Origin of the sequence: Shewanella sp. 5_MG-2023 (assembly GCF_030547465.1) — a bacterium.
In the GTDB taxonomy this organism is placed as follows: domain Bacteria; phylum Pseudomonadota; class Gammaproteobacteria; order Enterobacterales; family Shewanellaceae; genus Shewanella.
Genome location: NZ_JAUORC010000033.1, coordinates 23,704 through 39,420, shown reverse-complemented (window position 1 = coordinate 39,420; position 15,717 = coordinate 23,704). Strand labels below are relative to the sequence as shown.

Here is a 15,717-nt window from a genome sequence, read left to right as displayed (position 1 = left end):
TTACAGTGCTGTTCTAAAATGTTAGTGACGCTCTGTTTTGAATCGAATTTTACTTAGTTAGCATCCAGACTTAAGGTCGCTAAGGCCGCATTTTTGTCGGTATTGACTCTGCTTTCTAAAATAAACACTCGACTTGGGTCGATTTGAGCCTGCTCTACCAAAAAGGTTTTAACCGCGTTAGCACGTTGCTGAGCTAATTCGCCGAGTTCGTCTTCTGAGATATCTTGCTGATTAAGAGTAAAGTTATATAAAGCGATGTGCCAGCGAGTTTGAAGCTCGACACTGTCAATTTGTGGGTGCTCTTCACTAATGGCTTGTTTAATTAACTGCGGATCTAGTTGTAAATCTGATTGATATAAAGCTATTAATGCGTCAGTTAATGGCCCTTGCTGAGGGTATTGGCTAGCAGATAAATCCGCCGGTAATTCCTCTGCGGGTATTTGTGCTAATTGCGCCAGCTTTTGATGTAACTGCTGTACTTGCAAGGCTTGTTGGTCGTTAACTAAATCAACGTCACCTCTAACATTAAGCTTCAGTAGCGGTCTATCGTTAAGGGCCTTTGCCAGTGATGTTAATGTGCTTTGCTGCTTATCAGTAATATCAAATTGACCATAATCAAATGCAATTTTATCCATCTCGTCATCATCACCGCCAACTAAACCTGCCAACAGTGAAAACGGCGCTGTGATGGCTTTGGTAATGACGTTAGTGATAGCGGTCATCACAATGCCGCCAATACTGAAACTTGGCGAGTCTAAATCACCATCAACATCAACCCCGAGGTCTATCACACCATGTCGGTCTTGTAATAGGGCAATGGCTAAGGTGATAGGCAAAGAAGTGGCGAGGGAGCTATCCGTGGGTTTACCCAGTTGTAATTGATCAATAACCAAATGATTACTACCCACTAATTGATTATTTTCTAGCTGATAATTAAGCGCTAGCGACAATTGGCCCTTGTCGATGTAATAGCCCGCGTAGGTACCAGAATAGGGGTTAACTGAAGTGAGCTCCACCTTATTAAAGGCTAAGTTTAAATCAAGGTATGGGTTAGTTAATAGCGGGTTTACATCGCCTTTTAACGTCACAGGGGCATATTTATCGATTTTACCGGCTAAATCAACTGAAGCTCTAGTGTCTGGATTGGAAGATAATTGGGTGATCTCACCATTAAGTTGCTCAATTCCTGAGGCAAAGTTTGGTGTTAATGAATTATCGGCAAAGAAGGCGGAGCTATCTTTAAAAGCAACTCTATTAATCGATAAGTTAAATGCTGCTTCAGTGGTATCTGAGGTGGCGACTTGGGCGTTGATTTGCGCTTTTGCCTCATTGTTTGAAGATAATGCGGCCTCTGCAGGTGCTGCTTCGGTGACGATCGTACTATCAGCGGGCTGAACTTGGCTAACGACTAAATCGGCAATGTTAGTGCTTCTATCTTCAGCAATGATCAAACGGCTAAATAGGGTATCAAACAAGATTTCATCAATGGACAGGGATTTAGCGTGTTGATCAAACTTAAGCTCACTAACAGTCATCGCTTGCCAGTTTAGCAGTGGCTGTTTAAGCAAATTATCTTTTATCTTTAAATCAATGATTGAAGCTTGGCCTTGATAGATTAATTTATCCTTAGTATCGGCACTGATATGACCTTTGGTACTGAAAAAACCGGATTCAAGGGTGATGTTCATAAATGGCGATATATAGGGCTGTAACTTAGCTAAGCTGGCATTTTGATAATCAAGTTCGGCTTCTAAATTGATATTTTTAGCATCAAATTGGCCGCTAGAATCAATGCGGCTTTGATTATTGATATCAACGCCCAACTGGTAGCTTAGGGGTAATGATAGATCAGATTTAAATTGCTCTGTTGACAGTGATAAGCCACTAAACAGCCAATAATTTTCAAGCTCAGTGGCAACACTTTCAGTGACTTCAATTTTATAGTCACTTAGGTTCAGTTTATTTAACGTGACTAGCCATTGTGGTTCACTTTCAGTATTTGAGTTTGGCTCAATGACGTCAGTGTTAGCGTTTTTAGGTGCATTAATCGTTGAATTAGCTGCAGGCTCTGAGGTGCCTAAAATGTGCTCAAGCTGTTCAAGTTTTGGTGAGAATAAATTCACGAAATTGATATTCTCTGGCGCTGCAGTAAGCCAGAAGTCAGCATTGTTTGTTTGCAGCTCATTGATATCAATGCTGCGCTTGGCCGTTGAAACGGTTATCCCATTAAGAGCAAGTAAACCAATACTGGCGACGTTTCTGTTAGCATCTTTGGCGGTTAAATTTTTTAGGGCAAAATCAGTGTTTGTTAGTGAAACTTCTATTGGGGTGTCAGGGCTTTTTTGCGTGATTAAAAAGGTGCTATTGAGCTTGATATCAGCTGATGTCAGGCTAGCCTCAAATAAGCTATCGACCAAACGCCAATAAGGCGTTACTGACAGTGAATTGACATCCAATTGGCCATTAACTATCAGTGGGCTAAGTTGCACTTGGCCATTGAGGGTAATTTTACCGGTTTGATTATCATCAAGCTTCAATGAAAATTGATTGGCGTTAGTGCTGCTATCTAATAGCGCCGTGGTGCTAAATTGCTTTAGTAATATTGATATCTCGTTATAGCTTAAAGCTGAATCGGTAATGGCATCGGTAATCTTAATATTTGCATTGGCAAAAGTGAAATTGTTGATGTTGAAGGAGATAGGGTCACTGTCATTGGGCTCTGGTTTAACTTCTTCATCAATCGAATTGTTGGCTAAGGTGGTGACAATATCTGAAAAATTATATTGGTAAGCACTATTAGAACCGTTAGCGCTTGACGCAAATCTTGCTAAGGCGACATCAGTACCATCAATAGTCAGGTAGTCTAGTGATACATCTAAGTTAAAAAGAGACTTCCACACCATAATATTGGTGGCAATATGGTTAATGTGCATGAAGGTGTTAGCTGTGTCATCTTCTGCGATATTGATGTTATCGACACTCAATTCAAAGCTGAAAGGGTTAATCTTGATGGCTTCAATGCTGACATCTCTACCGAGTAAAGCTGATAGGCTTTTAGGCAGTTGTTTTGTTGCGATAAAAGGGATTAATAATCCTAATATCATGACAAAAATCAGATACAACATCGCAGTGTAAATGACGATTTTTTGGTAACGAGGGCGCTGTTTGAATGCTAATGTTAACGCTTTTAAAGATGACTTCATAAACATCGAGCCTATTGCTGAATAATGGCTATAGTTGAATTTAGACATTTTAACCAAATTAAGGTTCAGTTACTCGTCGGTTTTAAAACTTTTTTACAATTTATCTTCATTTGCTTTTTAAATAGACAATTGCGAGGTTACAAATTAAGCTTATGTATTAATGAATAATTTCTTCATTTAGATTTTTGGGCTGCTGTGGTATCAAATTACCTGTCTTGGTTAGCTATATAGATTAATCAATGCTTTATCTCGTGGTGTAATAGACAAGGGTAATTTCTTACTCAGATGTAGCAACTGTATGGTTTGATTCTCTTAAAAAAAGGATGCAAGGATGCAAATTAGACTCGCCTCTGAACTTGATCTCAATGTTCTAGTCACATTATTTGATGATTATAGGCAAAGTTTAGGCTTTAATGCTGAACCGCAAAAATGTCGCCACTTTGTTACCTCCCGTTTAGCTGAAAATGATTCGATGATATTCGTGGCGTTAGAAGATGAACAAGCATTAGGCTTTGTTCAGTTATACCCATCCTATTCTTCTTTATTATTAAAATCGGTTTGGTATTTTGATGATGTGTTCGTTGCTGAAGAGTTTCGAGGCAAGGGGATCGCGACTGCTCTGCTCGATAAAGCTAAAACGTTAGCACTAGGCACAGAGGTCCTTTTTGTAAAACGAACTCAGGTCAATAAAAATGAGCTAAGCTCAAGCTTGACGAATATGACTGAAGTTGAGGGAATGTACCTTTACCACAGTGAACCTTAGTTATAAATTTTATTATTGAGTCAGCCCCTAGTATAACCTTTGGAAATTGATAAAATACCAAAGGTTTTTTTATGTCCGAGGATTTTAGATTGAACAAGAGTTTAATAGTCAATGTCATCGCCGCTGCATTAGTTGTTGCGGGGCATTTTTTAGCTTTACCAGTGGTTTTTACTATTGGTTTATTTGCCTTGTCAGGCGCAGTGACAAACTGGCTGGCAGTGCATATGTTATTTGAAAAAGTACCAGGCTTATATGGCTCAGGTGTGATCCCATCTCGCTTTGAAGAGTTTAAAGGTGGCATTAAGCATCTGATGATGGAGCAGTTTTTTACTCAAGAAAATATTGATAGATTACTGACGGAAAATAATGCTTCAGCAATAGACTTAACACCCGTTATTGAAAAGGTGGATTTAGAGCCATCATTTGATGCGTTAATCACTACTGTAGAGCAATCATCATTTGGTGGAATGCTAGCAATGTTTGGCGGTACAGAAGCTTTAATACCGTTAAAAGAGCCTTTTATCGAAAAAATGAAGCTATCGCTGACTGACCTTGCTCAAAGTGAAGCGTTTAATCAAATCCTTATAAACGAGTTAGAACAGCCCAACGTGATGGCGGACTTACAAGCGAAAGTCGCAAATATTGTTGAGCAACGTTTAAATGAATTAACCCCAGAAATGGTTAAAGATATTATTCAAGAAATGATCCGTAAACATTTAGGCTGGCTGGTTGTTTGGGGCGGCGTATTTGGCGGTATCATTGGTGCTGTAGCGGCGTTAGTACAAGCGTAAGTTTTCTTGCTTTGCTCGATTATAATCGACAATAGTCCTAATCTCCACTACTTTTAAGCGAGTGAGTTTAAATTGAAGGAGTGTCAATGTCCCAGCATCATAAGATTAACTATATCGAATTACCGGTTAAAGACTTGATCAAGACAAAGGCATTCTTTACCGAAGCATTTGGTTGGCAATTTAAAGATTACGGCCCTGAATACAGCTGCTTTTTAGATGTAGGTATTGAAGGCGGCTTTTATGTTGCTGATGAAAACTTCAAGGTGAGCTGTGGTAGCCCACTTATCGTGTTATACAGCCAATGTTTAGAAACTAGCCAGCGGAACATTATTGCTGCTGGTGGCAGTATTGTTAAAGCGATATTTAACTTTCCTGGCGGAAAACGATTTCATTTTGACGATGTTAACGGCAATGAATATGCCGTTTGGTCAGAATAATGATCGCCTCCAGTGGCCCGAATGGCCCACGTAATCCTTGTATGGCAAATTGCTGCTTAGATGAAGCTGATATTTGTCTTGGTTGCCACCGAAGCTATGATGAAATTCTTGCTTGGCATACTATGAATGATGCTGAAAAATTGGCTTTAGTTGATAGTTTAAAAATTAGGGCAGAGCAAAGAAAGCCCTATTAATCGAGCGATTAAATTTATGCAGATTAAAAAGCGCTGCTAAACGACATGTTTAGCAGCGCTTTTTGGATAATGGGGCTTTTAAATCATCATGGGTTTAGAGTTATTATTCGATCTCAGTTTTGAACAGTTTGAAGCCGCGAGCTTGATAATTGAGTAAGGCACTAGGATGATCTAAAGAGCAGGTATGAACCCAGACGCGTTGGGTGCCTGAAAGTGCCCATGCATTCTCAATGGCTTGGCTTAGTAAATAACCGCCCATTCCTTGGCCGATAAAACGATTGCCTAAACCAAAATACATGATTTCAACGTTACCCTGTGCTTGTTGTTGCAGCTCAAAGTAGCCCGCTGGTGAGCCTTGAAAATAAGCCACATACAGATGCAAGTTGTCAGCCTCGCTGTAAGCTTGCCATTGCTCATCAGTCCAAGACAACTTGTCGGTCCATTGCCAAGCACTCCCCACAAACTGATATAAAAATTTATTAAATTCAAATTGTTGTTTTTCAGCTTTGATGACGGTGAGATCTTTAGCATCTAATTTGGGATTGAATTGTTCAAGGCAAAGCATTTCAAGATGAAAAATGGAAACGGCAGTCATAGTGGCTTTTTATATGGTGGAAGTTGTAGCTGCAGTTTAACTGGAAACGAATAAAGTTTGAATTGAATCATTAATGAAAATTGGTGAACAGTAACTAAAACAGCCACCTATAATTTAGATGGCTGTTAAATGACTTATGACACTAGATTATGCTTAATAAGCACTGTCATGCACATTTTTAACGGCACGGCCTGATGGGTCGTTAATGCCTTGTAAGCTTGCATCCCAAAGTAAGGCTTCAGGGGTTGAGCAGGCTACCGTTTTGCCTCCTGGCACTGTTTCGGCTGCGGTTTCTAGGGGGAAGAACTCTTCAAAGAAACAGCGGTAGTAATAAGCTTCTTTAGATTCTGGGGTGTTGTATGGGAATCTAAATTTAGCATTTGCGAGCTGCAAGTCATCAACTTGTTCTGCGGCAATATCTTTTAGGCCGTCAATCCATGAATAACCAACACCATCACTAAATTGCTCTTTTTGACGCCATACCACTTCATGGGGAAGAGCGTGTTCAAAGGCTTCACGTAGAATGTTCTTTTCAATGCGGCCATCTTTAGACATCTTGGCTTCAGGGTTAATACGCATTGCCACATCCATAAACTCTTTGTCTAAGAATGGTACACGGGCTTCTAGTCCCCAAGCTGCCATGGCTTTGTTAGCACGCAAGCAATCAAATAAATGTAATTTATCCAGCTTTCTGACTAATTCTTCATGGAATGCCTGTGCATTTGGCGCTTTATGGAAATACAAGTAACCGCCAAATAACTCATCCGCACCTTCACCTGAAAGTACCATCTTAATGCCCATAGCTTTGATTTTTCGGGCCATTAAGTACATTGGCGTGGCTGCACGAATGGTGGTGACATCATAAGTTTCTAAGTGGTAAATCACCTCTTTAATCGCATCTAAACCTTCCTGGAAGGTGAAATGAATTTCATGGTGAATAGTGCCAATTGAATCAGCAACTTTTTTGGCAGCGATTAAATCTGGTGCGCCTTCAAGTCCCACTGCAAATGAATGCAGTTGCGGCCACCAAGCATCGGTTTCACCGTCGTTTTCGATACGATGCTTAGCATAAGTTTGAGTAATCGCTGAAATTACCGATGAATCTAGGCCGCCAGATAACAATACCCCATAAGGGACATCAGACATTAATTGACGTTTTACAGCGGCTTCTAGCGCATCACGTAATTCTTCTTTGCTGGCTGGGTTATCTTTTACTGCGTCATAATCACGCCAGTCACGGTGATAATACTGGGTTAAATTGCCATCTTTTGAGAAATGGTAATGGCCGGGTTTAAATTCTTCAACGGTTTTACATACTGGCATTAGAGCTTTCATTTCTGATGCAATATAGTAGTTACCTAAGCTATCGCGGCCTGAATACAATGGAATAATCCCCATGTGATCACGGCCAATTAAGAAGGCATCTTGAGTTTTATCGTAAAGCACAAACGCAAAAATACCGTTTAATTTATCTAAAAAATCGACACCGTATTCTTGGTATAAGGCCAAGATAACTTCACAATCAGAGTTGGTTTTGTAGCGGTATTTGTCGCCTAACTCAGCTTTCAGTTGTTTGTGGTTATAAATTTCACCGTTAACCGCCAGCACAATGGTTTCGTCTTCACTGATTAATGGCTGAGCGCCATGATCGACATCGACAATGGCAAGTCTTTCATGGGCAAGAATGACTTTATCATCGGCATAGACACCAGACCAGTCTGGTCCACGGTGACGCAATAGCTTAGACATTTCTAAAGCCACTTGACGCAATTCTTTAGCGTCTGATTGGATATCTAAAATCGAAAAAATTGAACACATAATGTGGCTCCAGCAAATATCAGGTTAAATCTAATTTAAAAGGTCACTTAAAATTGATGATTACAAACTTAAGGATCTGTATCTGAAATCTACTTTGACAGCATTTTTATCAGTGCACAAACTCTTTTGTTGAATTATTCTTGTTAAATTAGCCTTTTGGTGCGGCAAAATCTAACTTTGAAGCTATCAATTTTGAGGATCGTTTAAATATAGTGAGTTTTTGTTGAGGTATCTATATTTAACGGTGTGGATATAGACTCAGATTTTATGATTATGGAATCAAAATTAATAAATAAAAAACCAATAAAAACATTGTTATTTTGGGTGTTATTTGTACAAAAATGCCGCTTTATGATTAACACAAAACGGCATTGCTGATTTTATCTTTTTATTGGCATGCTCAAATTAAGCGCCAAGTTCACGAAAATTAATTTGGCCCTAGTTGGTTATTGACTCAGTTTTCGCTGGTCGAAGGCGATTAAACTCAGAAGCTTCATAGTAACCAGGCCAATCTTGGCTGTTGGCTAATGTTTCTGCCGCTTGGTAGTACACGCTAATATCTTGCAGCGCGCCTGATAAGTCCCACTCTTCACGGTAATGATCACAGACGTTGTGGTAGCAGCCTTTCATTAACTTTTGCATTTGCTGTTTGTATTGGGCAGTTTGCTCATCTAACGGCACACTACCACCACCGGCAAATACAGCTGGGACACCGAGTTTTGCAAAACTGAAATGATCTGAGCGGAAAAAGCCACCTGATGCAGGATTGCGTTCACGGGTGACCGTTCTATTTTGCGATGTCGCTATCTCTGTTAAATAGCGTTCAAGTTCAGATTGGCCTTTACCCACTATGGTGTAATCTTGGGTTTTACCATAAACATTGGTGCTGTCTAAATTAAATACCGCCACCGATTTATCAATAGGATAGATAGGGTTCGCGGCATAATAGCGTGAACCTAATAAGCCTTGCTCTTCACCTGTGGTGGCAATAAAGGTAACTGAACGTTGTAAGGGGTTTCCTGCTTTTGCCTGTTTGGCAAACTGGCGGGCAATTTCCATAATACCCGCGGTGCCAGTGGCATTATCAAGTGCGCCATTGTAAATATTGTCGCCGTCTTTAGTTGGGTCAACCCCAAGGTGATCCCAGTGAGCTGTAAATAACACATGTTCATCTGCGGCATCGCTACCTGGTAAGGTGGCCACAACATTGTAACTGTCGGCATACTCTGCCTTGCTGCTAAAGGCGATATCTGCGCTTTGCTTAAGATCGATGTTTATGGCGCTGTTAGCGGCTCTGGCCATTAAAGTATCAAGCTCAAAGCCTGATTTTTTGAATAAGGCAGTAGCGCTGTCCATGGTTATCCAACCTTCAACCGCAATGCGCTCATCTTGTACCGCTTTACTGAATACCAAGTCTTGCTGTGGACCTGTCCAGCTATTTTCAACAACTGACCATGGATATGCCGCAGGTGCAGTATCGTGAATGATGATAGCGCCTAAGGCGCCTTGGCGGCTGGCTTCTTCGTACTTGTATGTCCAGCGACCGTAGTAGGTCATTGCTTTACCGTTAAACTTTTTCGATTCTGGGTTAGCAAAGCCTGGATCATTAACTAATATAACGGCAATTTTACCCGTCATATCAAGACCGTCATAATCATTCCATTGGTATTCTGGAGCGTTAATACCGTAGCCAACAAACACTAATGGGGCATTGCTAATATTGACTCCGCCTTTATCATGGCGGGTGCTTAGGACGATGTCTTTGCGATATTTAAGCTCAATGCCGGCTAAACTGACCGCTTGTTGCTCACTGGCGGTGTAACTGACCATGGGCACTGGTTGTAGATAACTGCCTTGATAAGCCCCTTGTAAGCCCATTTCTTCAAAAGCTGCTGTTAGGTAATCTAAGGTTAATTTTTCGCCGTGAGTTGTTGGCGCTCGGCCTTCAAATTCATCTGAGGATAAGGTTTTAATATCTTGTCTAAAACGCGCTTCATCAAAAGTGATGGTGCTGGTTTCTGCTGCTAATTGCTGACTTTGTAAACTTTGATTGGTATCAGTACTTTGTTGGCTGCAGGCGCTTAAAAGGGTAAGTGCGCATAAGGGGAGTATTTTCTTCATAGGTCTTATTCCTATTGTTATCGTTTTTATGTGTTATTGCAGGTTTACAGGCTATATTTGTAGACGATATTTCAGACAAAACTACAGCGGCATAAAGGCAATAAAGATTATTGTAGCCGCATAATGAATCAAGCCTATGCATCACACAAGAGCATAGGCTTGAAATTATGTTACCTAATGTTAATCAACAGGAAATAATGGCTTAAACCACATCAATATCGCCTGCGCATTTGAACACATGGTTAGGTCTAAATGGCTCTTTATCAATGTCGGTAAATTGACTAACGCCACTGGTAACCAAGATGGTTTCTAGTCCCGCTTGAAATCCAGCTAAAATATCCGTGCGCATGTTATCGCCAATAATGATGGTGTTATCTGAATGACCTTTTATGTGATTAAGTGCTGAGCGAATAATCCACGAACTGGGTTTGCCCACATAAAAAGGCATTTTGCCAGTGATACGCTCAATGGGTGAGCATAATGCGCCGCATGCAGGACTATAAGCTGGCCCGTGAGTATCAGGATTGGTGGCAATAAAACGCGCTCCTGCAGCTATAAATTTTGATGCTTTATGGATCATGTCCCAGTTAAATGAACGGGTTTCACCGACAATTACAAAATCAGGATTAATATCTGTGATGGTAAAGCCTGCATTGTAAAGTTCATGGGTGAGGGCGCCTTCACCAATCACATAGGCTTTACTGCCTTGTTGATGCTTTAAAAAGTCAGCGGTGGCCATGGCTGAGGTATAAAAACAGGTTTCAGGAACGTTAATGCCTGCAGCGCCAAGGCGATTTTGTAAGTCTTTTCCGGTTTGCACAGGGTAATTGGTGAGAATAACCAGTGGGTTGCCTTGTTCAAGTACCCGATGAATAAACTTGTCACTTCCTGGTATGAGCTTGTTGTCGTGCAGTAAAACGCCATCAATGTCGCAGATAATATTTTTCATTCACTCGCCTCGAGTCTTAATCTTTAATGCTATCCATAAAAGGTTTTTTGCCCATTCATACAAACATAATTTGCGCGATAAATCATCTAAATCAATCGAGGAGGTCGTTTTAATTGGCACAAAAAAAAAGCACTGAATTGATAATATCAACTTCAGTGCTTTTTATACTTGCTTAGCTTAAATGCCTAGCGAGTACATTCTTCCAGTAGGTATGCTAAATGGCGATACGAAATGCCACTGTGCTGGGTCAAGCCCACTTCACAGGTTCTGTTAGCGTAGTAACCTTCTTTGGTTTCAGCTGGGATCAGCTTTTTAATATTACGCAGGGCGCTGGCATTAATTTCTGGTTTATAAAGTCCTTTTTCACCGGCATAACCACAACAAGCAATACCATCTGGCAATACCACTGTTTCAGAACAGGCATCAGCAATGGCTTGAAGTTTTGGCTCAAGTTTCATCTTGCGGGCACTACAACCTTGGTGCAGGGTCACGCTAGATTTCTTGGTGATACTTGGTTTAATGTTCGGCAAAATATTGTCGTGCATGAACTCAACTAAATCTGTAATCGCTACTTTAGGATTACCGGTTAGAGTGCGATAAGTACAAGACAATGCGTCAACAAGCACAGGGACTTTACCGTTTTCGCTTAGCTCACTCAGGGTATCAATCAGTTCATCACGCTTAGCATCCGCATTTTTGAAATCACCTTTTGACTCCCACAATTGGCCACAACACAGCTCACGAGTATTGTCTGGGGTGATCACGTTGTAGCCTGCACGTTCTAGCAAAGTCACAACTACTTCTGGCAGCGTTACCTTGTTAGGGTCTTTTGGTGTCGGGCCAAAAGTACGACCGCCACATGCAGGGAAGTACAATACCGTCTGCTGACCAGGAATATGAGCCGATGGTTTAGCGACTTTGCCGCCCTTAGGAAAGTCAGGATTCCAATATGGCACTTCTTTAGTGATCATACGGCCGACATTCATAATTGAGTTGGTGACACCATCACCAGTGATTTTATGAATAACACCTAAGGCGTCAAAGCCTGTACTGATCGCTTGGTTAACTAAACCAAAGTGATTAGCTTGAAAGTCGAGTACTTTTTGTTCTGTCGTAGTAATGTGCGGAGTACGCAATTTACGCACCAAATTACCCATGCTGTTGTCAACTGGACAAGCAATAGTACAAAGCTGACAAGCTGCACAAGTATCAATCACGTCATACTTTGAGCTGACGCGCATTGCTTCGGCGGCTTCTTTTTCACCCGATTGCTCTAAACGCTCAATTTCACGCAAGGTTGCGATACGTTGACGAGGGGAAAAGTTTAGCGCTGAAGTTGGGCAGGTTTTTTCACAAAAACCACACTCAATACAACGATCGACAAAGTCATCCACAACTGGGCAAGGTTTAATATTTTTAACATGAACTTCGGCGTCATCGTTTAATAACACACCTGGGTTCAATAACGTGGTTGGGTCGAAAATATGCTTAATTTGTTTCATTAACGTATAAGCATCAGCACCCCATTCCATTTCTACAAATGGCGCGACAGCACGGCCGGTACCATGCTCAGCTTTCATTGAGCCATCGTACTTATTAATCACCATTTCAGCCACATCTTCCATAAACGCATGGAAGCGCTTGATATCAGCGTCGCTGGCAAAAGTTGGGGTGATAATAAAGTGGAAGTTACCTGCCAATGCATGGCCGTAAATAACCCCTTCAGGGTAGCCGTGCTTATGGAATAGTGCGGTTAAATCAGCCGCAGCTTGTGCAAGGTGTGGTAATTCAAATGCCACATCTTCAATGATAACTGAAGTACCTTTTGGGCGCGCGCCGCCAATAATTGGGAATAACCCCGAGCGCATTGCCCAGTATTTACTAAATACCGCAGGGTCGGCACTGAAGGTAATTGGGCGCTCAGTTTTAATATGAGCTATTTTAGCGGTTACTGTTTCAGTGTATTGCGCTAAGGTTTCTGAGTCATTTGCGCGACATTCGATAAGTAAAATCGCCGAACCTTCAGGCAAATGTGACAACCACTCTGGCATGCCAGGTTTACCAGTTACGGCTTTAATCGATGCCCAGTCAAGTAATTCTACTGCTGCTACTGCATCAATGTTTAATGGTGGTACGGCGCTAGCGGCATCTTCCATACTGAAAAATACTGCCATGGCAGAAGCTTTAAATTTCGCTTCTTCCACAGTGTGGTAGGTCACTTCATTAACGAAAGCCAGTGTGCCTTCTGAGCCCACAATCAAGTGGTTAATGATGTCAAATGGGTCGCTATAGTCAATTAACGCATTGATACTGTAACCCGTGGTATTTTTGATAGAGAACTTTTTCTTAATTCGCGCCGCAAGGGTAGGGTTATTTTGCGTCATTTCTGCTAAGTCCATTAACGACTGCAGTAACTCACCATGTGTTGCTTTAAATGCGGCTTTAGACTGATCACAGCCAGTATCAAGTTCAGTACCATCGGCAAAGATTAACTTAGCTGATGCAATGGTCTGATAAGAGTTTTGCGCAGTACCACAGCACATACCCGAGGCATTGTTAGCGACAATACCGCCAATTTTGGCAGAGGTTAAGGTTGCTGGATCTGGACCGATTTTCTTGTTTAATGGCTTTAAGGCTGCGTTAGCATCAGAGCCGATAACTGCTGAGCCTAAAGTGATTTTTTGGCTGTCTTCAGTGATTTCAATTTTTCTGAAGCCATCATGACCTAAGATAAGCAAAATACCTTCACCAATGGCTTGGCCTGATAAACTGGTACCAGCAGCGCGATAAGTCACAGGGACTTGATGTTTATTGGCAATTTCTAGCGTGGCTTTAACTTGCTCGACGTCATCTGCATGAACAACAATTTCAGGGACAATTCTGAAATAACTTGCATCTGTTGACCAAGCGAAACGACGTACAGGGTCGTTACTAACGGCATCTTTGCCTAACTTAACCAATAACTCATCCATGACTGTTTGATAATTAATAGTCATATTTTGTACTCATATTTTGTTATCTACAATGAGAGCAAGCAACCTGATGATTGCTTGCTATTAATTCAATCTTAGAAACCGCCCCAAGCGACTGCGATAGTACCAGCAACAAAGGCATAAACTAGTGCGATAGGCATGGTCTTACGAATGATTTCTGATTCGCGACCTGCCATGCCAACAACAGTAGCAGCAGCAACAACATTCATGACACACATCATGTTACCTGCGTTAGCGCCAATACCTTGGAGTGCTAAAACTAGCGCATGGTTCATTCCAATGTTGTCTGCAACAGAATATTGTAGTCCAGAGAACATCATATTAGAGAAAGTGGCAGAGCCAGATAAGAACGAACCGAAGATACCGACAACCGGTGCTGTCCATGCCCATACCGCGCCCATAGTGTTAGCCAGTAAGTCAGCTAGTGCTACAGGCATTGATGCTAAGTTTGCGCTGTTTTCACCTGAGTTAAGGAAAATTTTCACCATAGGTACTGAAGCACCTAAAGAAATAATCGTAGGCAGCATTGAAGAACAAGATGTGGTGAATGATTGCTTAATAGATTTGCTATTCATTTTGAATAATACAAAACCAATTAAACATACCACGATAAAGAAAATACCAGGGGCATAGAAGGTCGCAAAACCTGCTTTTAATTCAGTACCGAGTAAGCCAGTCCAGCTGATATTGAAGCTGTTTAAGAAGGCTTTGAATGGTTCAACAACACGTGACAAGACCAATAACGCAGCCATGATGAGGTAAGGAGACCATGCTGCCATTTGGCTGAATTTAGCAGGGGTAGCAGACTGCTCTGTTACCGCGGCATTATCAAAGTCAGATTCAGCAAAATCATGCCAAGGTGTTGATGGCAGTAACCAACCTTTTTTAGCTACAGGAATAACCACAGCCATGCCGACTAATGCACCAATCACTGATGGGAATTCAGGACCTGCAAAATAGTTAATTAACCAAGCGGGTACAGTGAATGCTAGGCCGGCAAAAATAGCGAACTTCCAAACTTGAAGACCTTCAAGGAAAGACTTGTTTCTACCAAAGAACCCGGTTAGTACGCACACCATGACCAAAGGCAATAAACTACCAGTGATTAAGTCAATGGTGATCATGTGCATTGCAATATACTGAGCGTAGTCAGCAAAATTACCGCCATGTTGGCCGATTTGAACAGCAGCCATGTTCACGCCGCCTTCAGTTAATCCTTGCTCGATACCAAATAGCACAGGCAAACCAATAGCACCAAATGACACAGAGGTTGAGTCAGCGATCAATGCCACAACGGCAGATGCAATCGGCGGAACACCCAGTAACACTAATAGTGGCGCACCAATCGCTGCAGGGGTACCAAAACCAGCTGAGCCTTCAATGAATGAGCCAAACAACCAACAGATAATAATGACCTGAACACGAGCATCAGCACTAATATTGGTAAAACCAGCGCGGATAGTATCCATTGCACCAGAATATTTAAGGGTGTTAAGTAAAAATACAGCACCAAAAATGATGGTGAGAGGAGTGAGTGCGGATAACAGTCCCTCTACCACTGAGGCGGCGATTAAAGTGGTATCCATTTGCCAAATAAATAAAGCAGCTAAGCCGGTAGCTACCATAGATATCGGCATCGCTTTCGATGCGGGCATACGTAATAAAACTAAAAACACCATGACACTGATGATTGGTGTCAGACTTGCGAGCAGTTGTAATATGGTCATGCGTACCTCTATTGGAGTGCATATTATAATATTTTAGATTTTTACTAGTTTAAGTGACTTTGTTAACGAAAGCGTAAACCCATTATTCGCTTTTGCTAAAGTGGCTACAATAGACTGCATTTAGGG

The 15,717-nt window shown here is 41.5% G+C and carries 11 protein-coding genes; 4 read left to right on the top strand and 7 right to left on the bottom strand.

Annotated elements, in window-relative coordinates; translation table 11 throughout:
- Nucleotides 1-53 precede the first annotated feature (53 nt).
- Nucleotides 54-3,203 carry a DUF748 domain-containing protein gene (locus Q4557_RS17255; RefSeq protein WP_303414245.1) on the bottom strand — a complete coding sequence of 1,050 codons (3,150 nt, stop codon included), beginning with the start codon at nt 3,201-3,203 and terminating at the stop codon, nt 54-56.
- A 331-nt stretch (nt 3,204-3,534) separates the two neighbouring features.
- Between Q4557_RS17255 and Q4557_RS17250 the strand changes: the two genes are divergently transcribed.
- The 4 genes from Q4557_RS17250 to Q4557_RS17235 all read left to right on the top strand — a co-directional run bounded on the left by Q4557_RS17250 (nt 3,535) and on the right by Q4557_RS17235 (nt 5,388).
- Nucleotides 3,535-3,966 (top strand): GNAT family N-acetyltransferase, encoded by a 432-nt coding sequence (locus tag Q4557_RS17250; RefSeq protein WP_102436828.1) that lies wholly within the window; start codon nt 3,535-3,537, stop codon nt 3,964-3,966.
- An 89-nt stretch (nt 3,967-4,055) separates the two neighbouring features.
- Nucleotides 4,056-4,757: a DUF445 family protein gene (locus Q4557_RS17245; RefSeq protein WP_102436830.1), complete on the top strand. Its 702-nt coding sequence runs from the start codon at nt 4,056-4,058 to the stop codon at nt 4,755-4,757.
- Nucleotides 4,758-4,843: 86 nt separating this feature from the next.
- On the top strand, nt 4,844-5,194 hold the full coding sequence (locus Q4557_RS17240; RefSeq protein ID WP_102530802.1) for a VOC family protein: 351 nt from the start codon (nt 4,844-4,846) through the stop codon (nt 5,192-5,194).
- A complete protein-coding gene (locus Q4557_RS17235; RefSeq protein ID WP_102436834.1) occupies nt 5,194-5,388 on the top strand; it encodes a DUF1289 domain-containing protein in 195 nt (64 codons plus the stop codon). Before Q4557_RS17240 ends, Q4557_RS17235 begins: the two co-directional genes overlap by 1 nt.
- Before the next feature lie 103 nt (nt 5,389-5,491).
- Here the strand turns inward: Q4557_RS17235 and Q4557_RS17230 are convergent, their stop codons facing one another.
- From Q4557_RS17230 to Q4557_RS17205, 6 genes are all read right to left on the bottom strand, one after another.
- Nucleotides 5,492-5,983, bottom strand: coding sequence for a GNAT family N-acetyltransferase (locus tag Q4557_RS17230; protein ID WP_303414242.1), 492 nt, complete (start codon nt 5,981-5,983; stop codon nt 5,492-5,494).
- A gap of 153 nt (nt 5,984-6,136) precedes the next feature.
- Entirely contained in the window at nt 6,137-7,801 is a 1,665-nt protein-coding gene (asnB, locus tag Q4557_RS17225; protein WP_102436838.1) for an asparagine synthase B, read from the bottom strand.
- A gap of 438 nt (nt 7,802-8,239) precedes the next feature.
- Nucleotides 8,240-9,922: a M28 family metallopeptidase gene (locus Q4557_RS17220; RefSeq protein ID WP_102436840.1), complete on the bottom strand. Its 1,683-nt coding sequence runs from the start codon at nt 9,920-9,922 to the stop codon at nt 8,240-8,242.
- A gap of 202 nt (nt 9,923-10,124) precedes the next feature.
- Nucleotides 10,125-10,871, bottom strand: a complete 747-nt coding sequence (locus Q4557_RS17215) for an HAD-IIA family hydrolase (protein WP_102436842.1) — start codon at nt 10,869-10,871, stop codon at nt 10,125-10,127.
- A 185-nt stretch (nt 10,872-11,056) separates the two neighbouring features.
- Nucleotides 11,057-13,867 (bottom strand): FAD-binding and (Fe-S)-binding domain-containing protein, encoded by a 2,811-nt coding sequence (locus Q4557_RS17210; RefSeq protein WP_102476605.1) that lies wholly within the window; start codon nt 13,865-13,867, stop codon nt 11,057-11,059.
- A gap of 71 nt (nt 13,868-13,938) precedes the next feature.
- The gene (locus tag Q4557_RS17205; protein WP_303414237.1) at nt 13,939-15,591 is read right to left on the bottom strand and encodes an L-lactate permease; all 1,653 of its coding nucleotides are present in this window, start codon (nt 15,589-15,591) and stop codon (nt 13,939-13,941) included.
- Nucleotides 15,592-15,717 lie beyond the last annotated feature (126 nt).

Coding starts and splice junctions, on each gene's coding strand:
- Q4557_RS17255 (WP_303414245.1), bottom strand. CDS start 3,203: ATGAAGTCATCTTTAAAAGCGTTAACATTAGCATTCAAACAGCGCCCT.
- Q4557_RS17250 (WP_102436828.1), top strand. CDS start 3,535: ATGCAAATTAGACTCGCCTCTGAACTTGATCTCAATGTTCTAGTCACA.
- Q4557_RS17240 (WP_102530802.1), top strand. CDS start 4,844: ATGTCCCAGCATCATAAGATTAACTATATCGAATTACCGGTTAAAGAC.
- Q4557_RS17235 (WP_102436834.1), top strand. CDS start 5,194: ATGATCGCCTCCAGTGGCCCGAATGGCCCACGTAATCCTTGTATGGCA.
- Q4557_RS17230 (WP_303414242.1), bottom strand. CDS start 5,983: ATGACTGCCGTTTCCATTTTTCATCTTGAAATGCTTTGCCTTGAACAA.
- asnB (WP_102436838.1), bottom strand. CDS start 7,801: ATGTGTTCAATTTTTTCGATTTTAGATATCCAATCAGACGCTAAAGAA.
- Q4557_RS17220 (WP_102436840.1), bottom strand. CDS start 9,922: ATGAAGAAAATACTCCCCTTATGCGCACTTACCCTTTTAAGCGCCTGC.
- Q4557_RS17215 (WP_102436842.1), bottom strand. CDS start 10,871: ATGAAAAATATTATCTGCGACATTGATGGCGTTTTACTGCACGACAAC.
- Q4557_RS17210 (WP_102476605.1), bottom strand. CDS start 13,867: ATGACTATTAATTATCAAACAGTCATGGATGAGTTATTGGTTAAGTTA.
- Q4557_RS17205 (WP_303414237.1), bottom strand. CDS start 15,591: ATGACCATATTACAACTGCTCGCAAGTCTGACACCAATCATCAGTGTC.